The organism is Verrucosispora sp. WMMA2044 (assembly GCF_027497155.1).
GTDB classification, from domain to species: Bacteria; Actinomycetota; Actinomycetes; order Mycobacteriales; family Micromonosporaceae; genus Micromonospora; species Micromonospora palythoicola.
In genome coordinates this window covers 1,207,410-1,233,151 of sequence record NZ_CP114913.1, presented here as the reverse complement: position 1 = coordinate 1,233,151, position 25,742 = coordinate 1,207,410, and the positions used below count along the sequence as shown (strand labels likewise).

General features: G+C 72.6%; 25 protein-coding genes. 3 read left to right on the top strand and 22 right to left on the bottom strand.

Going from position 1 to position 25,742, the window contains the following annotated elements:
* Nucleotides 1-65 precede the first annotated feature (65 nt).
* The 22 genes from O3597_RS05680 to mraZ all read right to left on the bottom strand — a co-directional run bounded on the left by O3597_RS05680 (nt 66) and on the right by mraZ (nt 22,633).
* Nucleotides 66-1,127 (bottom strand): hypothetical protein, encoded by a 1,062-nt coding sequence (locus tag O3597_RS05680; RefSeq protein WP_281603432.1) that lies wholly within the window; start codon nt 1,125-1,127, stop codon nt 66-68.
* Nucleotides 1,128-1,168: 41 nt separating this feature from the next.
* A complete protein-coding gene (locus tag O3597_RS05675; RefSeq protein WP_164449178.1) occupies nt 1,169-2,113 on the bottom strand; it encodes an RluA family pseudouridine synthase in 945 nt (314 codons plus the stop codon).
* Complete coding sequence (gene lspA / locus O3597_RS05670; RefSeq protein ID WP_281603431.1) at nt 2,110-2,790, bottom strand: signal peptidase II; 681 nt, start codon at nt 2,788-2,790, stop codon at nt 2,110-2,112. Before lspA ends, O3597_RS05675 begins: the two co-directional genes overlap by 4 nt.
* Before the next feature lie 67 nt (nt 2,791-2,857).
* On the bottom strand, nt 2,858-3,277 hold the full coding sequence (locus O3597_RS05665; protein WP_164449180.1) for a TraR/DksA C4-type zinc finger protein: 420 nt from the start codon (nt 3,275-3,277) through the stop codon (nt 2,858-2,860).
* 231 nt (nt 3,278-3,508) lie between these two features.
* On the bottom strand, nt 3,509-3,814 hold the full coding sequence (locus tag O3597_RS05660; protein ID WP_281603430.1) for a DUF167 domain-containing protein: 306 nt from the start codon (nt 3,812-3,814) through the stop codon (nt 3,509-3,511).
* A 10-nt stretch (nt 3,815-3,824) separates the two neighbouring features.
* Nucleotides 3,825-4,397, bottom strand: coding sequence for a hypothetical protein (locus O3597_RS05655; protein ID WP_164449182.1), 573 nt, complete (start codon nt 4,395-4,397; stop codon nt 3,825-3,827).
* A 74-nt stretch (nt 4,398-4,471) separates the two neighbouring features.
* Nucleotides 4,472-5,275 (bottom strand): DivIVA domain-containing protein, encoded by an 804-nt coding sequence (locus tag O3597_RS05650; RefSeq protein WP_099844722.1) that lies wholly within the window; start codon nt 5,273-5,275, stop codon nt 4,472-4,474.
* A gap of 44 nt (nt 5,276-5,319) precedes the next feature.
* Nucleotides 5,320-5,625 carry a YggT family protein gene (locus tag O3597_RS05645; RefSeq protein ID WP_093401140.1) on the bottom strand — a complete coding sequence of 102 codons (306 nt, stop codon included), beginning with the start codon at nt 5,623-5,625 and terminating at the stop codon, nt 5,320-5,322.
* 29 nt (nt 5,626-5,654) lie between these two features.
* Entirely contained in the window at nt 5,655-6,341 is a 687-nt protein-coding gene (sepF, locus tag O3597_RS05640; protein ID WP_164449183.1) for a cell division protein SepF, read from the bottom strand.
* A 193-nt stretch (nt 6,342-6,534) separates the two neighbouring features.
* Complete coding sequence (locus O3597_RS05635; protein WP_164449184.1) at nt 6,535-7,284, bottom strand: YggS family pyridoxal phosphate-dependent enzyme; 750 nt, start codon at nt 7,282-7,284, stop codon at nt 6,535-6,537.
* Between the two features lie 9 nt (nt 7,285-7,293).
* Entirely contained in the window at nt 7,294-8,409 is a 1,116-nt protein-coding gene (gene ftsZ / locus O3597_RS05630) for a cell division protein FtsZ (protein WP_164449185.1), read from the bottom strand.
* 239 nt (nt 8,410-8,648) lie between these two features.
* Entirely contained in the window at nt 8,649-9,428 is a 780-nt protein-coding gene (locus O3597_RS05625) for an FtsQ-type POTRA domain-containing protein (RefSeq protein ID WP_281604486.1), read from the bottom strand.
* Nucleotides 9,429-9,460: 32 nt separating this feature from the next.
* Nucleotides 9,461-10,993: a UDP-N-acetylmuramate--L-alanine ligase gene (gene murC, locus O3597_RS05620; RefSeq protein WP_281603429.1), complete on the bottom strand. Its 1,533-nt coding sequence runs from the start codon at nt 10,991-10,993 to the stop codon at nt 9,461-9,463.
* On the bottom strand, nt 10,990-12,096 hold the full coding sequence (gene murG / locus O3597_RS05615) for an undecaprenyldiphospho-muramoylpentapeptide beta-N-acetylglucosaminyltransferase (protein WP_093401146.1): 1,107 nt from the start codon (nt 12,094-12,096) through the stop codon (nt 10,990-10,992). The genes murC and murG overlap by 4 nt, the downstream gene beginning before the upstream one ends.
* Nucleotides 12,096-13,505 (bottom strand): putative peptidoglycan glycosyltransferase FtsW, encoded by a 1,410-nt coding sequence (locus tag O3597_RS05610; protein ID WP_281604485.1) that lies wholly within the window; start codon nt 13,503-13,505, stop codon nt 12,096-12,098. Before O3597_RS05610 ends, murG begins: the two co-directional genes overlap by 1 nt.
* A 383-nt stretch (nt 13,506-13,888) precedes the next feature.
* Complete coding sequence (gene mraY, locus O3597_RS05605; protein ID WP_099844714.1) at nt 13,889-15,022, bottom strand: phospho-N-acetylmuramoyl-pentapeptide-transferase; 1,134 nt, start codon at nt 15,020-15,022, stop codon at nt 13,889-13,891.
* Nucleotides 15,019-16,446, bottom strand: coding sequence for a UDP-N-acetylmuramoyl-tripeptide--D-alanyl-D-alanine ligase (gene murF / locus O3597_RS05600; RefSeq protein WP_281603428.1), 1,428 nt, complete (start codon nt 16,444-16,446; stop codon nt 15,019-15,021). Before murF ends, mraY begins: the two co-directional genes overlap by 4 nt.
* Entirely contained in the window at nt 16,443-18,023 is a 1,581-nt protein-coding gene (locus O3597_RS05595; protein ID WP_281603427.1) for a UDP-N-acetylmuramoyl-L-alanyl-D-glutamate--2,6-diaminopimelate ligase, read from the bottom strand. The genes murF and O3597_RS05595 overlap by 4 nt, the downstream gene beginning before the upstream one ends.
* A gap of 22 nt (nt 18,024-18,045) precedes the next feature.
* The gene (locus O3597_RS05590) at nt 18,046-20,280 is read right to left on the bottom strand and encodes a penicillin-binding protein 2 (RefSeq protein ID WP_281603426.1); all 2,235 of its coding nucleotides are present in this window, start codon (nt 20,278-20,280) and stop codon (nt 18,046-18,048) included.
* A gap of 3 nt (nt 20,281-20,283) precedes the next feature.
* Nucleotides 20,284-20,889: a septum formation initiator family protein gene (locus tag O3597_RS05585; protein WP_281603425.1), complete on the bottom strand. Its 606-nt coding sequence runs from the start codon at nt 20,887-20,889 to the stop codon at nt 20,284-20,286.
* Nucleotides 20,886-21,992 carry a 16S rRNA (cytosine(1402)-N(4))-methyltransferase RsmH gene (gene rsmH, locus O3597_RS05580; RefSeq protein WP_164449350.1) on the bottom strand — a complete coding sequence of 369 codons (1,107 nt, stop codon included), beginning with the start codon at nt 21,990-21,992 and terminating at the stop codon, nt 20,886-20,888. The genes O3597_RS05585 and rsmH overlap by 4 nt, the downstream gene beginning before the upstream one ends.
* A 209-nt stretch (nt 21,993-22,201) precedes the next feature.
* Nucleotides 22,202-22,633, bottom strand: coding sequence for a division/cell wall cluster transcriptional repressor MraZ (mraZ, locus tag O3597_RS05575; RefSeq protein ID WP_137781340.1), 432 nt, complete (start codon nt 22,631-22,633; stop codon nt 22,202-22,204).
* Nucleotides 22,634-22,988: 355 nt separating this feature from the next.
* On the opposite strand from mraZ, the gene O3597_RS05570 reads away from it, so the two are divergent.
* Genes O3597_RS05570 through O3597_RS05560 form a run of 3 tightly spaced genes read left to right on the top strand, consistent with a single transcriptional unit; the run spans nt 22,989 to nt 25,727 of the window.
* Complete coding sequence (locus O3597_RS05570; RefSeq protein WP_164449351.1) at nt 22,989-24,236, top strand: MurT ligase domain-containing protein; 1,248 nt, start codon at nt 22,989-22,991, stop codon at nt 24,234-24,236.
* Nucleotides 24,226-24,945, top strand: a complete 720-nt coding sequence (locus O3597_RS05565) for a glutamine amidotransferase (protein WP_164449191.1) — start codon at nt 24,226-24,228, stop codon at nt 24,943-24,945. The genes O3597_RS05570 and O3597_RS05565 overlap by 11 nt, the downstream gene beginning before the upstream one ends.
* A complete protein-coding gene (locus O3597_RS05560; protein ID WP_348650331.1) occupies nt 24,942-25,727 on the top strand; it encodes a VTT domain-containing protein in 786 nt (261 codons plus the stop codon). Before O3597_RS05565 ends, O3597_RS05560 begins: the two co-directional genes overlap by 4 nt.
* Nucleotides 25,728-25,742: the final 15 nt, after the last annotated feature.

Genomic DNA, 25,742 nt, shown 5'->3' with positions numbered 1-25,742 from the left:
TGACAGGCTACGAACGAAAGCCTATTGAGGCCACACCGGGCGGCACCCGGATCTGTCGACAACCGTCACGGTGTCCGCTCCAAATCATCCGTGTCGGCGGTGTCTGCCGAGGTGGACGGCGTCCATGTCGACGCCCTGGGTGCCGGCGAGGGCGGCGACGGCGACGGTGACGAATCCGTCACCCGTGGCGGTGCCGGCGAGCGGTCCGCCACCGTCGGCTCGGCCGCGGTCGGCACCGGCGCGGGCGGGCCGCCGGTGGTGGTGGCGGCGACCCCGGTGGGGGTGGCGACCGGGGTGGCGCTCGCGGTCGGTTCCGGTGTGGCCGTCCGGTCGACCGGTGGCCGCACGACGTCCCGCTGCTCGGGCAGCGGTGGAGTGAACACCGTCCGCTCCAACCGCCGGACCTCGGGCGCGGGATCCACCACCCGCACCCCGGACCGGGCCGCCACACCCCGCAGCTTCGCCGGCTCGGCGCGTACCACCAGGGCGTAGAGGCAGGCGCACCCGGCCCGGAACGCGGCCGCCTCCGCCGCCGCGACCTGGGCACCGCTGAGGTACAGGCCGCGCAGTTCGCGTTCCTCCGGTCCCCCACCGCCCAGCGCGGTGGCCCGGGCGCGGTAGTCGGCCGCCTCCCGCTCCTTGCGCTCGGCGAGCTTGATCATGCCGGCGGTCACGTCCTCCGGCACCCGCTGGGCCGGGATGCGGACGATCTCGGTCTGCCGCTGCGGCAGCGGCACGCGTCCGAACACCACCGCGATGCCCACGTCACCGACCACCGCGGCGAGCCGCTCCGGGGTGAGGTACTCGCTGAGCGAGACCAGGGCGTACGTGCCGTCACCGAGCGAGCCGGCCAACGCGGCCAGGTCGGCCGCCGCGGTCGCCTCGTAACGGGGGATCGAGTCGCCCTCGACCACGCCCACCCGGGTCACTTCGCCGACCGTGCGGTCCGGCACCGGCGGACCGCCGGTGGCCAGCACGGCCGTGGCCAGCACCGCGGTGCACGACAGCATCGCCACCCACCCGAGCAGCGGAGTCTGGCCCGGGCCGTTACCCAGCCGGGTCACCGTGGCGGCGAGGCGGGGCAGCAGTCGCTGGTCCAACTTCCGCAGCAGATCGCCGGCGCGCACGGGCGGTCCCCTCGTCAGTCGGTCGGAACGGGCGGGACGCGTCAGTCGCGGAGGAGTTCCAACGCGCGTCCCAGATCGTCAGGGTAGTCGCTGACGAAGCGAACCTCGTCCCCCGTACGGGGGTGCTCGAAGCTCAACTCTCTGGCGTGCAACCACTGCCGGTCCAGTCCGAGCCGGGCGGCGAGTGTCGGATCGGCTCCGTACGTGAGGTCACCCACGCACGGATGCCGCAGCGTCGAGAAGTGCACCCGGATCTGGTGGGTCCGGCCGGTCTCCAGCCGCACGTCGACCAGGCTCGCGGACGGGAACGCCTCGATGGTGTCGTAGTGGGTGATGCTCGGTTTGCCGCCGGAGACCACCGCCCAGCGGTAGTCGTGGTGCGGATGCCGGTCGATCGGTGCGTCGATGGTGCCGCGCAACGGGTCCAGGTGCCCCTGCACCACCGCGTGGTAGCGCTTCTCCACCTCGCGATACTTGAAGGCGCGTTTCAGCACGCTGTACGCCTGCTCGCTCTTGGCCACCACCATGACGCCGGTGGTGCCGACGTCGAGGCGGTGCACGACGCCCTGACGCTCGGCGGCACCGCTGGTGGCGATCGTGTGCCCGATGGCGGCGAGCCCGCCGATCACGGTCGGGCCGGTCCACCCGGGGCTGGGGTGTGCGGCCACGCCGACCGGCTTGTCCACCACCACGATGTCGTCGTCGGCGTACACCACCCGCAGGCCGGGCACCGCCTGGGGCACCACCACCGGTGCGGTGGCCGGCGCGGGCAGCGTCACCTCCAGCCAGGAACCCGCCCGCACCTTGTGCGAGTTGGGACGTACCGCGCCGTCCACGAGTGCCTCTCCGGCGTCGACGAGCGCGGCGGCGGCGGTGCGGGACAGCCCGAACAGCCGGGCGACGACCTGGTCCAGTCGCATCCCGTCGAGTCCGTCGGGGACCGGCAGGCTCCGCTGGTCGCCACCGGCGGCGTAGGTGGCCGTCACGCCCGCTCCTGCCGTCCGCCGTCGGTGTCGCCCGGGTCCCCGGCCCCGGCGGGCTGCCGGGCGGTGGTCTCCTCGCCCGTCGGTGCGTCCGCCCGATCGGTGCCACCAGGTCGGTCGGCGGCCGGCGCCCGGGTGCCGTCCCGCTGGCGTCCGGTGAACTCCAGCCCGACGGCGAGCAGCACACCGCAGACCAGGGCGCTGTCGGCGACGTTGAAGATCGGGAACACCCGGCCGTACGGGTCGAAGACGCTGAACATGTCGACCACGTGTCCGACGAACCAGCCCGGAGCCCGGAAGATCCGGTCGATCAGATTGCCGACGACGCCGCCGACCACCAGACCCAGCGCGACCGCCCAGGGAACCGAGCGCACCGTCCGCGCCATCCACCCGATCCAGGCCAGCACCCCGATCGCGATGATCGGGAAGATGAAGGTGTAGTCCTTGCCGAGACTCCACGCGGCCCCGCTGTTGCGGGTCAGCGACAGGTAGAGAGCCCCGCCCAGCAGCCGCACCGGCTCGCGGTCGGCGAGCTCCTGCAGGGACAGGTGCTTGGTCAGCAGGTCGACGGCCACCGCGAACACCGCGAGCGAGAGCAGGATCGTGACGGACCGGCGCCGCGATCTCGTGGCTCTACCCGACCCGTCGATGCCGGATCCCGCTTGCGGTGCTGCGCTCATCTGCTCCCCATCGGCTTTCGCGGCGGTGCGGTCGCACCGCCGCGGGCGGACGCCGGGGAGCGTGCCGTCAGCGCCGCTCCTCCAGCTGCTTGCAGGTCACGCAGAGGGTGGCGGACGGGAAGGCGGCCAGCCGCTCCACCGGGATGGGGTTGCCGCATCGCTCGCACCAGCCGTAGCCACCCTCGTCGAGGCGCTCGAGAGCGCGCTCGACCTGCGTGATCCGTTCCAGGATGCTGTTGGCGAGGGAGATCTCCTGCTCCCGCTCGAACGTCTTGGTCCCGGTGTCGGCCTGGTCGTCCCCGGCCGAGTCGGTGAGGCGGTCGCGCTGCAGCTCGGTGATCTCGCTCAGCGTCTGATCGTACTCGGCACGCAGTTCCTCGTGCCGAGCCGCCAACGCGGCCCGGATCTTCTCGGTCTCCGCGGCGCTGCGGGTGGACTTCGCCGCCGGCTTGCGGCCTGCGGTCCTGGTGTCGGCTGGCTTGGCCATCGTCGCTCCCTCGGCCACGGAGCCGCGGTTGGTCCGCGACGCCTCGACAGGGGCCGCCAGCATCGGCCGCCCCAGGTACAAAACGGGCGCGCGGCGACGGGGCCGCGCACTCCGGAGGTTGGCAAGGATACGGAACGTAAAGGCGTCCGACAACGTGCCGCACCGCAACGCCCGATCCGCCCCGGCAACTGCCATTTCGGGGCAAAGGGAACGCTAGCAGATGACCGCCACTCACCCGGCCGGTTCCGGGCCGTCGCGCAGCCGGCTCAGTCGGTCGACCAGATCCGGTCCGGTCGGTGTGACCAGGAAGAGTTTGTCTCTGCTCGCCGCGCCGGTGCGCAGCGACACGGCGGCTGGCCGGATGCCGAGCGCGGCGGCCAACGCGCGACGGGCCGCCTCGGTGGCCCGGCCGTCAGCCGCCGGGGGAAGCACCGCGATCACCAGAGCGGGCCCGTGCGGGCCGTCGAAGCGGCCGCCCACCCGGGCCCGGGAGGCGCCCGGCTTCACTCGTACGGCGATGGTGAGCGCGTCGTCCATCGGACCCGGCTCAGCGGCGTTCGGAATCCGCCAGCAACACCGCGTCCGGTGTGCAGTGGGCGCAGGGGGTGAAGCCGAGCTCGACCGCCTCCGCGACGGGCAGCGGCTCGTGCTCCCGGCCGACCAGGTGTGGGCACTCGGCGAGGTGGTACCGCGGACGACCGTCGACGACCCGCACCTCGTCCACCAGGCGGGCGATGCGGGCCGCCTGCGCGGCTGTGGTCTCCTCGGCCGCGGGCTCGTCGTCGTACCCGTCGGCGACGCGCAACCGCTCACGTGGCTCGGTCACCGGCGAGCCGGGTGGTTGCCGCCACCCGGCATCGCCGGTGTCCACGTCTGCCGAGGTCTGTTGGGTCGGAATGCTCGGCTCCCGGCGGTCGCCCTCGCGACGCGCCTGGCCAGCCGGGGTGCCGTTGGGAACCGTGGCCCGGCCGGCCGCCTGGCGGGCGCCGGCGACGAGTGCCACGGCGGCCAGCAGGCTGGCCCCGATCGAGACGACGAGCAGCAGGCTGGAGCCACCGGCCAGGCCGAAGACCAGCAGCACCACCGCGATGAGGATGAGCGCGAGACTGATCACTATCATGGCTCACCCTCGCCGTGTCGTACCGATGAGGCGGGGCAGGTGATCGCCGCGCCGGCGGCGGTCACCGACCCGGTTCAGCGACCGGCCTCGAGCGCGCCGGAGCGACCCCCGCCGTACGACCCGGCGAGACCGGCCGCAGCCAGCCCGTTGCCGGCGGCCCGGGCACCCTCACCGCGGGTCATCTCGGCCTCCAGGCCCTGACCACGACCGTCGAGGTCACGCAGCTGGCTCTCCAGGTACGCCTTGAGCCGGGTGCGGTACTCCCGCTCGAACTGCTTGAGCTCCTCGATGTGCTTCTGCAACGCGGTGCGCTTGGCGTCCAGGCCGCCCATGGCCTCCTGGTGCCGCTGCCGGGCGTCGCGCTCCAGCGCGTCGGCCTTGGCACGGGCCTCGCGGGTGACCTCCTCGGCCTTGGAACGGGCCTCGGAGAGCAGCTGGTCGGCCTCGCGGCGAGCGTCGGAGACGTGGTCGTCGGCGGTGCGCTGGGCCATCATGAGCACCCGCAGCGCCTGCTGCTCGCCGTCCGGGCCGGCCGCGGCGCCACCGACACCAACGGAGCGGACCTGCTCCAGCTCCGCCTGCATGGCGCGGGCGGCCTGCTCGGCGGCGGCCTTGTCGCGCTGCACCCGGTCGAGCTGAGCCTTGACGTCGTTCAGCTCGGCCGCCAGGCGGGCATCGCCACCGGGGCCGGCCGGGGCACCGCCCCGCCCGCCGCGCTCCACCTGGGCGCGCAGTTCGTTGTTCTCCTCGATCAGACGGGCGAGTTCGCGCTCGACCTCGTCCAGGAAGGCGTCGACCTCCTCCTCGTCGTAGCCCCGCTTGCCGATCGGCGGCTTCTTGAAGGCGACGTTGTGGACGTCGGCCGGGGTCAGCGGCATCGAAACTCCTCGGGTCAGTTGCGGCCGCGATAGCGCGTCGGTCATCAGGCGGTCCTGATGATCGCCGGCTCTAACACAAACCTCATCAGCACGAACAGGATAACCAGGAGCACAAGGGAGGCCAGGTCGATGCTCACGGTACCAATTCGCAGCGGAGGGATCACACGCCTCAACGCCCGGAGTGGGGGATCAGTGACGCTCCACACGGATTCCAGTCCGGCTGACGCTCCTCGACCGGGCTGCCAGCGACGGCCGTACTGCAACACCGCGCTCAGTACGAAACGGGCCAGAAGAACGATCAGGAAGACATACGTGGTCAGGTAGAGCACCTGTAACAAGATCGACAACACGGCAGGCGACGTCCCTCGGGTCGGGCGGGTCAACTCAGGCTGAAGAACCCGCCCTCAGCGATCTTGGCCTTGTCCTCCGCGGTGACCTGGACATTGGCCGGTGAGAGCAGGAACACCCGGTTGGTCACGCGCTCGATCGTACCGCGCAGCCCGAACGCCAGCCCGGCGGCGAAGTCCACCAGACGGCGGGCATCCGCCTCATCCATCTCGGTGAGGTTGATGATCACCGGCACGCCGTCGCGGAAGTGTTCGCCGATGGTGCGCGCCTCGCGGTACGTGGTCGGGTGCAGCGTGGTGATCTGGTAACGCTGCTCCTCCTCCGGCACCAGCGCACGCTCACGCGGCTGCACCTGTGGCGCGAGGGCGAGGTTGTCCCGGGTGTGGTACGTCAGCGCGCCGGACGGCTCGCCGGTGGACCGGGTGATCGACCTGACGCTGGACCGCTCGGTGCGCTCCGGACGCTCGGACTCCAGCCGCTCGGCCTCACCCAGCCGGGCCGACCGCTCGCTCAGCCGACCACGCTCACCCAGCCGTGGCCGAGGCGCCGGCGGCTCCTCCGGCTCGTCCTCCTCGTCGGCGAACTCCTCGGTGTACCGGCTCTGCCGGTAGCGCGACTCCCGGTAGCCACCCTTGTCGTAGCCACCGTCGTCGTAGGCCCGCTCGTCGTCCTCTTCGACCAGTCCGAGCCAGACCCCCGCCTTGCGCAGTGCACCCATCCCCGCGCCCTTCCCGTCCGCCGTGCGGCACACGCCCCCGCCGTGTCGCCTGTCGCGAGTGGACCATCCCTGCCCACCGGACCGGAACGGCAATCCCCCGACGCGCAATTCGCGTTGCACGTCACGCCCCCCGTCGCCGGGAAGGCCGTTCCTACAAACAACACTGATGTAATTTGCTTCCCTCGCGGCCAGGCTACCGCAGCGTGGGACGCATTCCGAGCAACGCGCTGCCGACGCGGACATGTGTCGCGCCGTGTCCGATCGCCGCTTCCAGGTCGCCACTCATGCCGGCGGACAGCTCCGTCGCCTGCGGATGGTCCGCCCGCACCAGCGCCGCCACCGTCGCCAGCCGGGCGAACGCCCGCTCCGGCTCCCAGCCCAGCGGTGCCACCGCCATCAGGCCGGCCAGCCGGAGCCCACCGGCGGCGGCGACCGCCTCGGTGACCGCACCGAGGCCGACATCGGGATCGGCCGAGTCCGGCACGGCACCACCCCGCGCCGCGTCACCGTCGATGCTCACCTGCACCAACACGTCCAGCGGCCGATCCCGGCCGATGGCGGTGACGCCGGTGTCCAACGCGGATGCCAACCGGACGCTGTCGACGGACTGGACCACGTCCGCGTACCGCAGCACCGACTTGACCTTGTTGCGCTGCAACCGGCCGACGAAATGCCAACGCGGGGTGAGTCCGGCGGCGGCGACCTGCGCCGCCTTGCCCGCCGCCTCCTGGTCGCGGTTCTCCCCCACGTCGGTCACGCCGAGGCCGACCAACGTCACCACATCGGCCGCGGGGTAGGTCTTGGTCACCGCGATCATGGTCACCTCGGCCCGGTCGCGGCCCGCGGCCGTGCAGGCGTCGGCGATGCGGGAGCGTACGCGGGCGAGCCCGGCGGCGAGTTCCGCGCGCCGGTCGGCTCTCGCCGGGGCTTGACTGTCGGTCATCGGCGCTGTTCAGGACCCGTTCTTCAGGAAGTCGGGCACGTCCACGTCGTCGAAGAGCACCCGGCGCGGCGACTGCGGCGTGGCCGGAGGCGTCGGCGACGGCACGATCGGCGTGCTCGGCGGGGCGGACTGGTTCTGGTTCGACTTACGGGGTGCCTCGGCCGCCTTGTACGCCGGAGTGCCCCCGTCGAAGCCCGCCGCGATCACGGTGACCCGCACCTCGTCGCCGAGCGCGTCGTCGATGACCGCGCCGAAGATGATGTTCGCGTCCGGGTGCGCCGCGTCGGTGACCAGCTGGGCCGCGTCGTTGATCTCGAACAGACCGAGATCGGAACCACCGGCGATGGAGAGCAGCACGCCACGCGCGCCGTCCATGCTCTGCTCCAGCAACGGGCTGGAGATGGCGGCCTCGGCGGCCTCGACCGCGCGGTTCTCGCCCCGGGCGCTACCGATGCCCATCAGCGCGCTGCCCGCGCCGCTCATCACGCTCTTGACGTCGGCGAAGTCCAGGTTGATCAGACCCGGCGTGGTGATCAGGTCGGTGATGCCCTGAACACCGGAGAGCAGCACCTGGTCGGCCGTGCGGAACGCGTCCATCATGCTGATGTTGCGGTCGCCCAGCGCCAGCAGCCGGTCGTTCGGAATGACGATCAAGGTGTCACACTGGTTACGCAGCTCGTCGATGCCGGCCTCGGCCTGCACCTGACGGCGCTTGCCCTCGAAGGAGAAGGGGCGGGTGACCACACCGATGGTCAGCGCACCGAGCTTGCGGGCGATGTTCGCCACCACGGGCGCGCCACCGGTGCCGGTGCCACCGCCCTCACCGCAGGTGACGAAGACCATGTCGGCTCCCTTGAGGACCTCCTCGATCTCGTCGCGATGGTCCTCGGCGGCGTTCTTGCCGACGTCCGGGTTGGCGCCGGCGCCCAGCCCCCGGGTCAGTTCGCGGCCGACGTCGAGCTTGACGTCGGCGTCGCTCATCAGCAGCGCCTGCGCGTCCGTGTTGATCGCGATGAACTCGACGCCCTTGAGCCCAACCTCGATCATCCGGTTGACGGCGTTGACGCCGCCACCCCCGATGCCGACGACCTTGATGACCGCCAGGTAGTTGTGCGGAGGTGTCATCTCCGGTCCTTCCCTTCGAGATTGGCTACTCCCCGACCGGCTACGGCCTGGCCGGACCGACGGTCGACGCAGCTACCACCACCGAGGTCGAGAGGTAAACCCTCACCCTCTACTAGAGGGTGAGAGTTATGTCAACCACTGATCCCCTTCCGGGCAACGTAAGCGCAGCCGAGCGATGAGCCAAGGACCTCTCCGGCGTGTCGCCGGTGTAGCGAGACTGCTCACCACTGACCGGTGACTCACCGGAAGGTGACCACGTCCGGCGCGCTCACGTCGATCCGGGCCGCGTCCTGGTCGAGCAGCGCGGTGGCCACCCGCGCCTTGTCCGCGCCACGGGTCGCGTCACCCCAGAACACCGTGCGATCGTCGTGCAGCCGCAGACTGATCCGGGCCAACCCCTCGACCCTGATCTCGACCAGCTGGTCGAGCAGCTCCGGAGTGAGCACACCGAGCACGTCGAGCCCGGCCCGGGTGTCCGGGTCGTCCGGACCGGGCGCGGCCACCCGTACCACTGGCAGGCCGTCCGGACGCTGCGGAACCGTCCGGAACACCACCCCGGCGGCGTCGACCACCGCGAACCGCTCACCGCGCGGCACCACCGCCACCCCCGTGCGCTCGGTCAGCCGTACCACCAACGCGTCCGGCCAGTCCCGGGTGACGGTGACCCGCTCCACCGGCGGCAGCGCACCGATCCGGCCCGCCAACGCGGCCAGGTCCACCCGCGCCAGCGGGGCACCGTCCGGCACCCCCGCCGCGTCCCGCACCTGCACCGCCGTCACCAGCTCGGCGCCCTCCACCCGCACCTCGCGTACCCCGAACAGGCCGGTGCCCAGCAGCGCCCACGCCACCAGCCCGGCCACCGCGACCACGCCACCGGCCACCGCCCAGGGCAGCGCCGCGCGCATCCGGCGCTGCCGGGCCCGGGCCATGAACCGCCGGGTGGAGGCGGGTACCGCATCACTGCCCGCGCGTACCAGCTGCCACCTGCGCACCGGACGACGCCCCGCGCCACCGTCCACACCGGTGCCGCGACCACGGGCCGGGCCGGGACTCATTCCGCGACGGGCGCCGCGCCGTCCACACCGACGGCTCCGGGCACGCTTCCCCCGATGCTCGTCGACCCGCCGGCCACCCCACCGGCGACGGTGCCGGTGAGCGCCGACGCACCGACGGTACGCGCGGCCAACGCGGCGAGCAGCTCGTCACCCATCAGTGAGATCGGCGGGGCACCCATCGTCACCACCACGTCACCGGGTCGGGCGCGCCGGGCCACCTCGGCCGGCGCCGACTCCCAGGTGTCGACGAAGACCTTCCGCTCCGCCGGTAGCGACACCGCCTCGACAAGCGCCGCCGAACCCTCGCCGGGACCACGCTCCTCGCCCGGCCCGAAGACCTCCAGCAGCACCAGTTCGTCGGCGATCGCCAGCGCCTCGGCGATCTCCGCCTGCAGCTGCCGGGTGCGGTAGAGCCGGTAGGGCTGGAAGACGACGATCAGCCGACCGTCGCCGGCCACCTCGCGCAACGTCCGCAGCGCCAGCGTCATCGAGGTCGGGTGGTAGGCGTACTCGTCGTAGACCAGCACCCCGTTGACGTCACCCTTGCGCTCGAAGCGGCGGCGCACCCCCGGGAAGGCCGCCAGCGCGGCCTCCGCCGCCGGCAACGGCAACTCCAGCAGGTACGCGGCCAGCACCGCCGAGGCACTGTTGAGCCCCATGTGCCGGCCCGGCACCGGCAACCGGAACTCGCCGAGCGGACGACCGTCGATGTGGGCGAGGTAGCGCACCCCCCGCGCCGAGGAGGCCATCTCGGTCAGTCGCAGGTCGGCGTCCTCGGCCTCCCCGTAGGTGTACACCCGACGCCCCTCGGCGCGCAGCGTCGCCGCCAGCCGCCGACCACCCGCGTCGTCGGCGCAGGTGATGACGAAGCCGTCCGGGTCGGTGAGCCGGGCGAACTCGGCGAAGGCGGCTTCCAGGTTGGCCAGATCGCCGTAGGTGTTCAGATGGTCCGCCTCGACGTTCGTCACGATCGAGACGAACGGACGGTAGATGAGAAAGGAGCGGTCGCTCTCGTCGGCCTCCACCACGAAGTACTCGCCGGTGCCGTGGTGCGCCCCCGACCCCACCTCCGAGATCTCCCCGCCGATCACGAAGGAGGGATCGACCCCGGCCTGCTGGAGCACCATGGTGACCATCGAGGTGGTGGTGGTCTTGCCGTGGGTGCCGGCGACGGCCACCGTGCGGCGGCCGGTCATCGCGGCCGCGAGGGCCTCCGAGCGGTGCAGCACCCGCAGCCCGCGCCGGCGCGCCTCGACCATCTCCAGGTGGTCCGCGGGGATCGCCGAGGAGTATACGACCGTGTCCACGCCGTCGAGATTGGCCGTCTCGTGGGTCATGTGGATCGTCCCGCCGAGCGCCCGCAGGCCGGCCAACGACGGCCACTCCCGCAGTTCGCTGCCGGAGACCGGCAGGCCCCGGGTCAGGAAGAGCCGGGCCAGCCCGCTCATCCCCACGCCACCTACGCCGATCAGGTGGATGTGCCCGAGATCCTCGGCGGTCAGCGTGCCCGCCGGGCTGAACGTGGTCATCGGGTTACCGCCTCGTAGACGAAGTTGAGCAGTGCCTCGTCGCCGTCGCGCCGCCCGTAGGCCGCCGCGGCGGTACCCATCGCGTGCAGCCGCTGGGGGTCGCGGATCAGCGGGATCACCGTTCGTTCGAGCCAGTCCGGCGTCACCTCGGCGTCGTCGACGAGCAGGCCGCCACCGGCCTCGACCACCGGCAACGCGTTGCGCTTCTGCTCCTGGTTGCTGTGCGGATAGGGCACGTAGATGGTGGGCAGCCCGATCGCGGCGACCTCGGCGCAGGTCATCGCCCCACCCCGGCCGAGCATCAGGTCCGCCGCCGCGTAACCGGCGTCCATGTCGGACAGGTACGGCAGCGTCACGTACGGCACCGGCAGGTCGGTCGGGACCGACACCGGCTCGTTGCGGGCACCGATCACGTGCAGCACCTGGACGCCGTTGCGGGCCAGTTCCTTGGCCGCCCCGGAGACCGCCAGGTTGATCGACCGGGCGCCCTGCGAGCCACCGGCGACGAAGAGCACCGGCAGGTCCGGACGGAGCCCGAAGTGGGCCCGCGCGGCGTTGCGCATCGCCGCCCGGTCCAGCCCGGCGATGCTGCGCCGCAGCGGCACGCCGACCACCCGGGCGTCGCGCAGCGACTCCGCCTGCGCCGGCTGGTGCGGGAAGCCGACGGCGACGTGCTTGGTGAACTTCATCCCCAGCCGGTTGGCCACCCCCGGGGGCACGTTCACCTCGTGGATCACGATGGGCAGCTCCCGCCGCCAGGCGGCCAGGTAGGCCGGGACCGAGACGTACCCACCGAAGCCGACCACCACGTCGGCGCGTACCTCGTCGATGACCTTGCCCGCCGCGCGGGCCGCGGTCCACATCCGGCCCGGGGTACGGACCAGGTTCATGTTGATCGAGCGGGGCAGCTGGTAGGCGGGGATGTTCCGCAGATCGTACCCGGCCGGCGGAATCAGCTCGTTCTCCAGGCCCTTCGGTGTGCCGAGGCAGGTTATCCGGACGCCGGGGTCGTGCCGCCGCAGGCAGTCGGCGAAGGCGAGCAACGGGTAGATGTGCCCCCCGGTGCCACCTCCTGCGAGCACCACCGAACGCAGCGGACCCATCAACGTCTCCTCTCGCTCGCCGACCCGCCGCGACCCCGGGCAGCCCGGGTGCCACGCGGTGTGGCCTGATCGTCCGTGCGCCGCTTGCGCGCCTGGGGCACGGAGCCCCGGGCGGCCGCCGGCGGCGCCGCGCGGCGCCGCCGGCCGGGAAGTGGCGGCAACGGTGCCCACACTAGTCGGACCCACCGGGCCGGCGGACGGGCATGCAGGGCCCGGGCCGCATCCGGTTCCGCCCGGGCGAACGAGGCCAGCATGCCGACCGCCGCGAGGGTCACCACCAGGGCGCTGCCGCCGTCGGAGATGAAGGGCAGCGGTACGCCGGTCAGCGGCAGCAGCCCGATCACGCCGCCGATGTTGATGAACGCCTGCCCGACGAGCCAGGCGGTGGCGCCGGCGGCGGCCAGTCGCCGGAACGGGTCGTCGACCCGGCGGGCGATGCGCAGACCGGTGTAGCCGAGCACGGCGAACAGGGTGACGATCACGGCGCAGCCGACCACGCCCAACTCCTCGGCGATCACCGCGAAGATGAAGTCGTTCTCCGCGGCCGGCAGCCAGGCCCACTTGGTCCGCCCCTGACCCAGCCCGGTGCCGAACCAACCCCCGTTGGCGATGGCGTACCGGGCCTGGACCATCTGATAGCAGAAGTCGTCCTTGCAGGCGTCCAGCGGTGGCGGGCTGAAGAACATGGTGAGCCGGGCCAGCCGGTAGTTCTCCTCGCCGCGCACACCGGAACCGGCGCCGATGGAGGCCACCGCGACCAGCAGGCCGATGCCGAGCAGCCCGATCGCGCTGAGCGCGGCGAAGACCCGCAGCCGCACCCCGGCGGCCCAGAGCAGCCCCACCACCAGGGCGAGCAGGCAGAGCATGCTGCCCAGGTCGTTGTAGCCGACCAGCACGAAGAGCAGCCCCACCACCGGGAACAGCGGGGTGGCCAACTCCCGCCACCAGCCCAGCGCCGCGCCCTTGCGAGCGAGCACGTGCGCGCCCCAGAGCACCAGCGCGAACTTCGCCAGCTCCGAGGGTTGCAGGCTGATCCCGCCGATGTACAGCCAGAGCAGCTCGGCCTCCAGCGGGCCGATCTTCGCGTCGCCGTCGGTCAGCCGTCCGTACGCCACCAGCAGGTTCAGCAGGATCAGCAGCCCCACCGCGACCGCCAGGGTCGGCCGGCCCAGGGCCCGGTAGGTGCGCGCCGGCAGGCGCTGGCAGGCCCAGAACGCCACGATGCCGATCACCGCGAAGATCGCCTGCTTGGTCAGCGACGCCGAGGCGTTGCCGTCCTGGGCGTAGTCCCGAACGCTGGTGGCCGAGAAGACCATGGTCAGCCCGATCAGCAGCAGCAACCCGGCGCTGGCCAGCAGCAGGTGGTAGGAGGCCAGCGGCCGGGACAACAGGCCCCGCAGCGCGGCCAACGATCCCACCGCGTCCAGCCCACGCCACGGCCTCTCGGCGTCGCCGCCCGTCACCGTGCCGCCGGCCCGCGCCGCACCAGCCCCGCCGGGGCTGCCGACCCGTCCGGTAGCCGCGGTCACCGACACCTCCGGACGCGCCGGGCTGCCGGCCGGGCTCCGCCCCACTGCCACGTCGTCTCCTAGCGCCTCCCCCACAGCGCCATCATCGCCGCTACCGGCACCCGACCGGGGCGGTACGCCCCGGTCGGCGTGTCGCACTTGCGCCGACCACCCTCCGCAGTCCCGCCAACACTTCCCCCATAGCGTTGATCAAGAAGTTTGGGTCGGAATCCGGCGGATCTCCGACCCGAACTTCTTGATCAACACGTTCAGGCTGGCGTGGGTCAGCCCATGTTGGCCAGGAAGTCGCTGTAGAAGAGGCCGAGGGCGATGGCGACGCCGATGCCGGCGATGATCCAGAAGCGGACCACGATGTTGACCTCGCTCCAGCCGGCCAACTCGAAGTGGTGCTGCAACGGCGACATCCGGAACACGCGCTTGCCGGTGGTCTTGAAGGAGATGATCTGGATCACCACCGACATCGTGATGATCACGAACAGGCCACCGATGATCAGCAGGAGCAGGATGGTCCGGGTCGACATCGCCATGCCGGCGATCAGGCCGCCGAGACCGAGCGCTCCGGTGTCGCCCATGAAGATCCGGGCCGGCGAGGTGTTCCACCACAGGAAGCCGACGCAGGCCCCGGCCGCCGCCCCGGCGATCAGCGCGATCTCCAGCGGGTCCCGGACCGTGTAGCAGTAGTTGTCCGGATTCGCGGTGTACGCCGGGTCGGCGCACCAGTGGCGGTACTGCCAGAAGGCGATCACCGCGTACGCGCCGAGCACCATCACCGAGGCCCCGGTGGCCAGCCCGTCGAGTCCGTCGGTGAGGTTGACGCCGTTCGTCGCCGCCATCACCACGAAGATGAAGATGATCACCGCACCGATCTTGGTGACGTCCAGCGCCGGGATGTCCCGGATGAAGCTGAGCGTGGTGCTGCCGACGGTCTCGGTGTTGGTCACCGCGCCGGAGGCGTCGGTCATGGTGGACGGGAACCAGAGCGCGACCACCCCGAACACCGCGCCGACCAGGATCTGCCCGAGCAGCTTGCCCCGGGCGCTCAGGCCGCCGCTGTGCCGCTTGCGCACCTTCAGGAAGTCGTCGATGAAGCCGACCGCACCGCAGAAGACCATCAGCCCCAGCAGCACCAGCGCCGTGATGGTCGGCTCGACCTGGGCGATCTGCGCGTCGGGCAGCGTGGTCAGGGCGAGGTGACCGGCCACGTACGCGATGACGGTGGCCAGGATGAACACCACGCCGCCCATCGTCGGCGTGCCCTTCTTGCCCTGGTGCATCTGCGGGCCCTCGGCCCGGATGGGCTGGCCGGCCTTGAGCCGGGTGAAGACCCGGATCGCGATCGGGGTGCAGAACAGCGAGACGAGGAAGGCCACCCCGATGGCCACGATGACCGCTCTCACGCGGCGCCACCTCCGGCCGACGCCGAGGTACCGTCGCCGTCCCCGGCGGCGTCGACGCGCAGCGCGTCGGCCACCTCCCAGGTCCGGTACCGGGAGCCCTTGACCAGGACGACGTCGCCCGGTCGTAGCTCGCTGCGCAGCACCTCGACGGCCGCCGCCTGATCGGTGAGCAGCACCGACTCTCCTCCCCAGTCACCTACCGATGTCGCCCCGTGGTGGATCGGCGCCGCCGCCTCGCCGACCACGAGCAACCGGTCCACACCCAGCTCGGCCGCGAGTCGGCCCACCTCGGCGTGTCCCTGCGCCTCGAATTCACCCAACTCGGCCATGTAGCCGAGCACCGCGACGGTACGCCGTCCCGCGCCGAGGCCGTCCAGCGCCCGCAGCGCCACCGCCGTCGACGCCGGGTTGGCGTTGTAGGAGTCGTCGATCACGGTGACCCCGTCGGTGCGCTCGAAGACGTCCATCCGACGGGTGGAGACCAGCCCGAGCGCGCCCAGCGCGATGGCCAGCTCGGCCAGCGGCATGCCCAGCTCCCGCGCCACGGCCGCGGCGGCCAGGCTGTTCCAGACCTGGTGCCGGCCGGTCAGCCCGAGTCGCACCGGCGCCGTGCCCTCCGGCGTGACCAGGGTGTACGCGGCCCGTCCCCGCTCGTCCAGCGTCACGTCCACGGCCCGCACGTCGGCGTGCGCCGACTCGCCGTAACGGACCACCCGGGCCGTCGTCCGGGCGGCCATCGCGTCGACGAGCGGATCGTCGGCGTTGAGCACCGCCAGGCCGTCGGCCGGCAGCGCCTCGACCAGTTCGCCCTTGGCCAGCGCGATGTTCTCCTGCGAACCGAACTCGCCGATGTGTGACACCCCGACGTTGAGCACCACGGAGATACGCGGCGGCGCGACCTCGCACAGGTACCGCACGTGGCCGATACCCCGGGCGCCCTTCTCCATCACCAGGTAGCGGGTGGTCGGGCTGGCCTGCAACGCCGTGTAAGGGTGTCCCAGCTCGTTGTTGAACGACCCGGGCGGCGCCACCGTCTCGCCGAGCCGGGCGGTCAACTGGGCGATCAGGTCCTTGGTGGTGGTCTTGCCGGAGGAACCGGTCAGCCCGATCACGGTGAGCCCGGGCAGCCGATCCACCACCGCGCGGGCCAGCCGGCCCATCGCGGTCAACGGGTCGGCCACGACGATCATCGGCACGCCGGGCACCTCACGGGTACCCATGACCGCCACCGCACCGGAGGCCACCGCCGCGGCGGCGAAGTCGTGGCCGTCCACCTTCTCGCCGTCGAAGGCGACGAAGAGCCCACCGGAGGTGACCTTGCGGGAGTCGAACTCCACGCTGCCGGTGACCTGCGCGGCGGGATCGGCGGCGACCAGCCGTCCGTCGACCGCCGAGGCCACCTCGGCCAGGCTGAGCGTGATCACTGCCCCTCCAGATCCCCGAAGCGGCTCCGCAGCGCGTCGGCGAGTTCGGTCCGGTCGTCGAACGGGTACACCTCACCGGCGATCTCCTGGCCCCGCTCGTGACCCTTGCCGAGCAGGGCCACCACGTCACCCGGTGCCGCCAGCCGCACCGCCTCGTCGATCGCCGCGCGGCGACCGCCGACCTCGGTGACCTGGGCCGGCGCAGCGGCCCGGTGCGCACCGGCCAGCACCTCGGCACGAATGGCCGCCGGATCCTCGGTGCGGGGGTTGTCGTCGGTCACCACCACCAGGTCGGCACCGGCCGCGGCGGCGGCACCCATCGCCGGCCGTTTTCCCCGGTCCCGGTCGCCGCCGGCCCCGATGACGCAGATCAGCCGGCCGGTGCTGAGTTCCCGCAGCGCGGCCAGCGCGGCCACCACGGCGTCGGTCTTGTGCGCGTAGTCGACCACCCCGCGCACCCCACCGGCCACGCCCACCGACTCCAGCCGCCCCGGCACGCCGCCGCAGGCGGCCACGCCCTCGGCGGCCGTCGCCGGGTCGACCCCGGCGGCCACCAGGCTGGCGATGGCCAGCAGGGCGTTGGACACGTTGTGCCGGCCGGGCAGCGCCACCCGGGCGGGCAGCGCCAGTCCGTCCGGACCGTGTGCGGTGAACCGCTGCGCGTACCCCTCGCCGGTCTGCTCGTCGGCCCACCAGCTGGCGGCCCGGTCCCCGAGCGCGGAGAAGCTGACCGTGGCCGGCTTGAACAGCGCCTTGAGCGCCGGGTCGTCGTGGTTGAGCACCTCGACGGCACACCGGCCGTCGAACAGTCGGGCCTTGGCGGCGAAGTAGTCCTCGGCGTCGGCGTGGAAGTCCAGGTGGTCGGAGCCGAAGTTGGTCCAGCCGCCGACGGTGAACCGCACCCCGCCGACCCGGCCCATCGCCAGGGCGTGGCTGGAGACCTCCATGACCACGGCGGTCACCCCGCGCTCGGCGGCGGCGGCCAGCATGGCGTGCAGGTCGGTGGCCTCGGGCGTGGTCCGCACGCTGTCGATCACCAGGTCACCGAGGCGGGTCTCCACGGTGCCGATCAGGCCGGTGACATGGCCGGCGGCGCGCAGCCCCGACTCGATCAGGTACGCGGTGGAGGTCTTTCCGGCGGTGCCGGTCACGCCGATCACGGTCAGCCCGGCCGTGGGATCGCCGTAGACGGCCGAGGCGAGCGTGCCGAGCGCCGCGCGGGGGTCGGCCACCACCAGGGCCGGCAACCCGCTGTCGGCGGCCCGCTCGACGCCGGCCGGATCGGTGAGCATCGCGACCGCGCCGGCGTTCGCCGCGTCGGCGGCGAACTCCGCGCCGTGCCGTCGGGCGCCGGGCAGGGCCGCGTACAGATCGCCGGGGCGGACCTCGCCGCTGGCGTGGGTCACCCCGGTCACCATCGGGTCGGCACTGGTCGGGGACGCCACGGCGAGCCGGGCGGCCAGGTCACCGAGCCGGATTCCGGTCACGGAACGGGGACGAGGATTGCCGCGCACGGCGTCAGACCCTACCCGGTCGCCCGCTCCCGACCGCACGGCGCGCCTGAATCTCCGTCTCATGGAGTCGAACCGCAGGTCGTGGCTACGGGAAGACGGTGAACGTCGGCGCCGGTTCGGTCGACGGCGGTACCCGGTGGTGGCGCAGGGTGAAGGTCATCATGTCGCGGAAGGCCGGTGCCGAGATCTGACCGCCACCACCGCTGGGGCTGTGCACGAAGACCGCGATGACGTAGCGCGGGTTCTCCGCCGGGGCCATCCCGATGAACGAGGCGACCTCGCCGGGCTGCTTCTTGCCGTCCACCAACCGCCAGCCGGTGCCCGTCTTACCGGCGACCCGGTAGCCGGGGACCGCGGCGGCCAGGCCGGTGGCGTCGTCGACCGTGGTGACCGCCTCCATGATCGTACGCAGGGCGGCGGCATTGTCCGAGCTGAGCACCTGCCGGGTCTCCGGCTCCGGCCCGGGGGTCCGTTTCCCGTTCGGGGCGATCGTCTCCTTCAGCAGGTGGGGCTGGATGTAGGTGCCGTCGTTGGCGATCGCCGCGTAGGCGGCGGCCATCTGCAACGGGGTGGCGTCCACGCTGTGCCCGATCGGCACCGAGCCGTGCGACGACCCGCTCCACTCCTGCACGAGGAGCAGCCGCCCGCTCGCCTCGCCGGGCATCCCGACCTCGGTCGGCTTGCCCAGGCCGAAGCGTCGCTGGTAGTCGAGCAGGCGGTCCGGGCCGAGTTTGTCGGCGATCTGGATGGTGCCGACGTTCGAGGAGTACGCCATCATGCCGGCCACGCTCATCCGTCGCCCGTTCGCCTGGTGGGTGTCGCGGAACCAGGTGTCGCCCTTGCGGATGGCGTTGGCCACCGGGAACGAGGTGTCCCGGGTGATGACGCCTTCCTGCAGGGCGGCGCCGAACGTGATCGGCTTGTGCACCGAGCCCGGGTCGACGATGAAGCTGGTGGCGGCGTCCTCCCGGTCGGTCGGCTCGCTCGGGAAGGGCTTCGCCGCGTTGTAGGTGGGGTGGCTGGCCTGCGCCAGCACCTCGCCGGTGCGCGCGTCCAACACCACGGCGGCGCCGGTGCTGCCCTGCACCTGCTGCATCCGCTCGCTGAGGATGCGCTGCACCATGTACTGCAGGTCACGGTCGATGGTGAGCACCAGCGAACTGCCCGGCTTGGCCTTCGTGGTGCTGCTGTAGCCGCCGGGGATGGGGGCGGCCAGGTCGCCGAGGCCGACCTCGAAGACCCGCTGGCCGTCCTCGCCGTGCAGCAGGTCGTCGAAGCGCGCCTCCAGGCCCTCCAACCCGACCATGTCCGGGCTGGTGAAGCCGATCAGGTTGGCGGCGAGATCCCCGCCGGGCACCTCGCGCCGCTCGTCGCGGTCCGTGCCGATGCCGGGCAGCTTGAGCGCCATGATCTCCTTGGCGCGGCCGATGTCCACCCCCCGGGCGAGGTACTCGAACTGCGAGTCGACGCCGTTGATCCGCTTGCGGGGCTTCATCTTCTCGGCCAGTTCGGAGGCCGGAATGCCCAGCAGCGGGGAGAGCGCCCGCGCGGTCGCCGCGATGTCCTCCACCCGGGTCGGGTCGGCGTAGACGTACCGAGCCTCGACGCTGTGCGCCAGGGCGGCCTCGCCGGAACGGTCGTAGATGGCGCCCCGCGGCGCGGGCAGCGGCACGGTGGTGATGCGGTCGGCGAGCCCGCCGTCGGCGTACGCCGGGGTGTCGACGGTCTGGAGCACGACCAGCCGCACGCCGACGGCGACGAAGAGGGCCAGGGTCAACGCGGTACCCAGGCGCAGCCGGCGCCCCGGGTCGGCCAGCCGGGGCGGTCGGGGTCGCTGGCGCGACGGTCGGCGCGGCGGCGTGCGGTCCCCGCGACGCGGGTCCCGATTGGTCACCCGTCGTCGGGGGGCGGTGGCCGGGGGCTCGTCGCGCGGGGTGCGGTCGGTGACGGTACGGGTCACGGTGGCACGGGCCGCGCCACCGTCACGGCGGGCCGCGCCACCCGGTCGGCCGGCGGCCCGGCCGGCGGTGACCCGACCACCGTCGAGGACCTGTAGCGCCGGCCGGAACGGATCCTGCGACCGGCTGCTGCGCGGGGTACGCCGCTGCTCGGCGCGTCCGGTGCCGGCGGCCGCGCCACCCTCGCGGACGGAGCGGCCCCGCGGCGTGTAGGCGCGGGCGTCGGAGATGCCGCCCAGACCCGGCGTCACGTCCCGCTCACCGGCCGGGCGGGGCGGTGAACTCCGCTGCCCGCCGCCACGCGACGAACCGCGCCGGGAGCCTTCGGCGTCCCGGCGCGGTTCCTCGGACCTCGGTGGCACGGCCTACCCCTGCCCGCCCTGCTGGCTGGCGATGGAGAGCTTGCCACCGGCCGGCTGCGGCACCCCGATCACCTTGCCGTCCGGCAGCCGGATGTACGCCGGCTCACCCGACTCGACAAGCCCCAGCTTGCGGGCCTGCGCGGCGAGGTTGCCCGGCGACTCGGACTCGGCGATCTGCTTCTTCAGCTGCTGCTGCTCCACATCGAGCTTGGCCTGCTGCTGCTGCAGCTCGTCGAGCCGGAAGGCGTTCTCGTTGATCTTCGTGTTGACCGCCAGGATGCCCAGCACCCCGCCGACGACCAGCACCACCACCAGCGCGGCGAACGGTGCCCGCGGCACCCGCACCGGCGGCGGCGGGGCGACCCGCAGCTGCGGCGACTCCGACCGCTCGGCCGCGACGGCGACCCGCTCCACCGGACGCAGCGCCGCGCTGCCCTGGGTCGGGAACTCGCGCGCCCCCCGGGCGCGAGTCTCCGCCGACCGGTTCACCCGGTCCGTCCGCCGAGCACCGTCGCCCGCTCCCCGGGTCCGCTCCGCCGCGATCCGGCCCCCCGACCGCGGTGCGCGCTGCCCGGCGCCGGCGATGTCCCGACGCTTGTCTACGTTCATGTCCCCTCCCCCTCTTCGTCCGTGGTGTCCCCCGGCGCCCGCCGCGGATCCGGACCGGATTCCGTGGTCGACGCCGTCCCCGGTTGGTGCATCGCCTTGACCCGGCGGCGGTACCGTTCGCGGTCGGTACGCCCCCGTTGCCGTGCCTGCGGGTCGATCCGCTCCGCGGCCCGCAGGCGCACCGAAGCGGCCCGCGGATTCGCGGTGACCTCCACCTCCCCAGGCAGTTCCGCGCCCCGGCTGAGCAGCCGGAACGTCGGCTCTGACCCGGGCAGTTCGACCGGGAGGTCGATCGGGCCCGTGCTGCGGACCCGATCGGCGAGCGCCTGCTTGGTGAGCCTGTCCTCCAGCGAGTGGTAGGACAGGACCACCAGGCGACCGCCGACGGCGAGCCGGTCCAGAGCGGCCGGCAGCGCCGTCTCCAGCGCTGCCAGTTCTCTGTTTACCTCGATCCGTAAAGCCTGAAACGTTCTCTTTGCCGGGTGTCCCCCGGTTCGCCGGGCTGGTGCCGGAATCGACTCCCGGACCAGCTCGGCCAGCCGCGCCGACGAGGTGATCCGGCCGCGTTCCCGCTCCCGGATGATCGCCGAGGCGATCCGCCCGGCGAATTTCTCCTCGCCGTAGACCCGCAGCACCCGGGCCAGGTCCGGGTGCGGGTAGGTGTTGACCACCTCCTCGGCGGTCACCCCCCGGGTCTGGTCCATCCGCATGTCCAACGGCGCGTCCTGCGCGTACGCGAACCCGCGGTCGGGCGCGTCGAGCTGCAACGAGGAGACACCGAGATCGAACAGGACCCCGTCCACGGACGGATATCCCAGCCGGTCGAGCACCTCGGGCAACTCGTCGTAGACGGCGTGCTCCAGATGGACGCGGTCGGCGAACCGGGCCAACCGGACCCTGGCGTGGGCCAGCGCCTCGGTGTCCCGGTCCAGGCCCACCAGCACCGTCTCCGGATGGGCCTGCAGCACCGCCTCGGCGTGGCCGGCGAGACCCAACGTCGCGTCGACGTGCACGGTGCGCCCACCCCGGCCCAGTGCGGGGGCCAGCAGCTCGAGACACCGCTCGAGCAGCACCGGCACGTGCGTGCCGCGTAGCTCCCCCATGTCGACCCCCACTGGTTGAACCGGTTGTGTATCCGCGCCCTGTTCGTCGGACGACGCCGTGCCGTCGTACCGCCAGATCCCCATCCGCTCTCCGCCCGCCCGTCGGGCCGCGGCCCGGAGGGTCGGATCGTGCGCCTGGCACCGGGGAAGGGATGCCAGGAACTCGAAAGCGGCTGGAGATCTCGCAGTACGCCGGGCGTCGCCACGCCCTACAGACCGCCGGGCAGCACCCCTTCCTCGATGTCGGCGAAGTCGTCTTCGCTCTCGGCGAGGTAGGTCTCCCAGGCGACCTTGTCCCAGATCTCCACCCGGGTGCTCGCACCGATGACCACCAGGTCCCGGTCGAGCCCCGCGTAGGTACGCAGGTGCGCCGGGATGGTCACCCGGCCCTGCTTGTCCGGCACCTCGTCGTGCGCGCTGGCGAAGAACACCCGGCTGTAGGCCCGGGCCGCCTTGTGCGTCATCGGCTGCGCGCGCAACTGCTCCGCGATCCGCTGGAACTCCGGCGTCGGGAAGACGTAGAGGCAGCGCTCCTGCCCTTTGGTGATCACGACACCCCCCGCCAGCTCATCCCGGAACTTCGCCGGAAGGATCAACCGGCCTTTGTCGTCCAGGCGCGGAGTGTGGGTGCCGAGAAACATCGGCCCAACCCCCTCGCCCTTGAGCGGCGTTCGCGCGCCGCTGACCCCCCGGGCCGGTGGGCCCCTCCCGGCCCCACCAATGCGCCCCACTCTACTCCACTTCCCTCCACTCGCAACCAGATTCGACCGCGTGGCGCGTCGCGCGTCGCCACAAAACCGCACGTCAGCCGGGGTGGAGCGGAGTGGAGGGCCGCGCGGCGCCCCCGGGCGGGTCCGCTTTCCGACATAGATCGACTCCGTCCGGCCGAGGGTCATCCGACCGGGCGCCGGCCGCGCCGAGCCGAACGGATCGCCGTCGGTGCCGATCTCGCGGGTCCGCTGGTCCGGTAACCTCGCTCGCGTGACGGACGCGAAGATGCCCCTGCGGGCGAAGGTGGCCAGCTCCGTGTCACGGACCGCCGCGGCGTTGTCCCGGGCGGCGGGCCGGGGCGACGGCTCGGTGATCGGTGGTTGGCTCGGCCTGAAGATCGACCCCGAACTGCTCGCCCACCTCTCCGCCGGACGGGCCATCGCGCTGATCTCCGGCACCAACGGCAAGACCACCACCACCCGGCTCGCCGCCGCGGCCGTCGGGGTGCTCGGCCGGGTCGCCACCAACTCGTTCGGCGCCAACATGCCCACCGGGCACACCTCCGCGCTGGCCAAGGCCGGCAGCACGCCGTACGCCGTGCTGGAGGTCGACGAGCACTACCTCGCCCAGGTGATCGAGGCGACCGACCCGCACGTGGTGGCGCTGCTCAACCTCTCCCGCGACCAGCTGGACCGGGCCAAGGAGGTCGCCATGATGGCGCAGCTCTGGCGCGCGGCGCTGGCCCGGCACCCGGACATCCGCGTGGTCGCCAACGCCGACGACCCGATGGTGGTCTGGGCCGCCACCCCGCCGGCCTCCCACGACCAGCGGATCACCCCGCCGCACGTCACCTGGTTCTCCGCCGGGCAGCGCTGGCACGACGACTCCTGGGTTTGCCCCGAATGCGGCTCCACCATCCAGCGTTCCGGCGAGCAGTGGTGGTGCACCGGCTGCGCGCTACGCCGGCCGGAGCCGCAGTGGACCGTGGACGAGGAGGGCGTCGTCGACCCGACCGGCGCCTGGTACAAGGTCAAACTCCAGCTTCCCGGCAAGGTCAACATCGGCAACGCGGCGACCGCGCTGGCGGTCGCCGCCGAGTTCGGCGTACGCCCCTTCGACGCGGTCCCCCGCCTCGGCGACGTGACCTCGGTGGCCGGACGCTACGCCCAGGTCGTCCGGGACGGTCGCACCGTGCGGCTGCTGCTGGCCAAGAACCCGGCCAGTTGGCTGGAGGCGTTCGACATGGCCGACGAGGCGCCGACGCTGCTGTCCATAAACGCCCGGGACCCCGACGGGCTGGACACCTCCTGGCTCTTCGACGTCGACTTCGCACCGCTACGCGGCCGGCTGGTGCTCATCACCGGCGACCGGGCGTACGACCTGGCCGTACGGCTGGAGGTCAACGACGTGCCCTTCCAGTACGTACGCACCTTCGACGAGGCCGTCCGAGCGGTACCGCCGGGTCGGCTGGAGGTCATCGCGAACTACACCGCGTTCCAGGACATCCGAGCGGAGTTGGATCGTGTCAACTGAGACCCTGCGCATCGTCTGGATCTACCCGGACCTGCTGTCGACGTACGGCGACCGGGGCAACGCCCTGATCCTGGCCCGCCGGGCCCAGCAGCGCGGATTCCCGGTCGAGGTGCTGGAGGTCCGCTCCGACGAGCGGCTGCCCACCACGGCCGACATCTACCTCATCGGGGGCGGGGAGGACGGCCCGCAGGCGCTCGGCGCGCAACGACTGCTAGCCGACGGTGGCCTGCACCGGGCGGTGGCCCAGGGTTCGGTGGTCTTCGGCGTCTGCGCCGGCTACCAGTTGCTGGGCACCTCGTTCTTCGCCAAGGGCACCCAGTACCAGGGCCTGGAACTGCTCGACCTCTCCTCGGACCGGGGCCCCAGCCGGGCCGTCGGCGAACTGGCCGGCGACATCGACGCCCGCCTCGGCCTGCCGCCGCTGACCGGGTTCGAGAACCACGGTGGCCGTACCCACCTGGGCCCCGGCGTCTCACCGTTGGCCCGGGTCACCGCCGGGGTCGGCAACGACGGCGCCACCGAGGGAGCCTGGCGGGGCAAGCTGCTCGGCACGTACTCCCACGGCCCGGCGCTGGCCCGCAACCCGGCCCTGGCCGACCTGCTGCTGCGCTGGGCGACCGGCGCGCAGCACCTGCCCCCGCTCGACGACACCTGGGCCGACCGGCTGCGGGCCGAACGCCGGACCGCGGTGGCCACCGCCCGGGCATGATCCGCAAGCTGCGGAGGCGACTGCTGCGGGCGAGCCGGTCGGGCGACCTCGCAGCCGGCCCGCCGCAGCCCGACACCCCACCGGTCGGCCCACCGCCCGCCGGGTGGCGCCGCCTGCTGGTCGCCGCGACGCCGTCGGCCACCCGGTTCGCGCTGCTGCTGCTCCTGCTCACCGCCTTCGCGGTGGCACTGCTGCTGGTGCCGCACCCCGAACCGACCGCGCTGCCGGACCTGGCCGACCGGATGGGACGGCTCGCTCCGGTGGCCGGCGTGCTCGGCGGGGCACTGCTGCTGGTGGCGCTGGTCCCCCGCACCTTCATCACGCTCGCCTCAGGCGCGATCTTCGGTGCCCTGGAAGGTGCCGCGTACGCGCTCGGCGCCGCACTGCTGGCGGCGGCGATCGGCTTCGCCGTGGGTCGGGTGCTGGGTCGGGAATTCGTCGCCGAACGCGTCCGGGGTCGGCTGGCCCGCCTCGACCGCTGGTTCACCCGGCAGAGCGTGCTCGGCGTGGTCACCGTACGGCTGCTGCCGATCTCCGGATTCGGCCTGGTCAGCTACGGCTACGGCACCACCGGCGCGCGGGTGCTGCCGTTCCTCGTCGGCAGCGTGATCGCCTCCGCGCCGACCGCGTTCGGCTACGCGGCGGTCGGCGCCGCCGTGACCAGCCCTGGCGGGATCAGCTGGTTCGCCGCCGCCCCGGCCTCCCTGGGGTTCATCGCCAGCGCCGTGCTGCTCGCCCGCTGGTGGCGCGCCGAACGCCGCCTCCGCCGCCCCCTCCCCTGACCAAACTCCCCACCC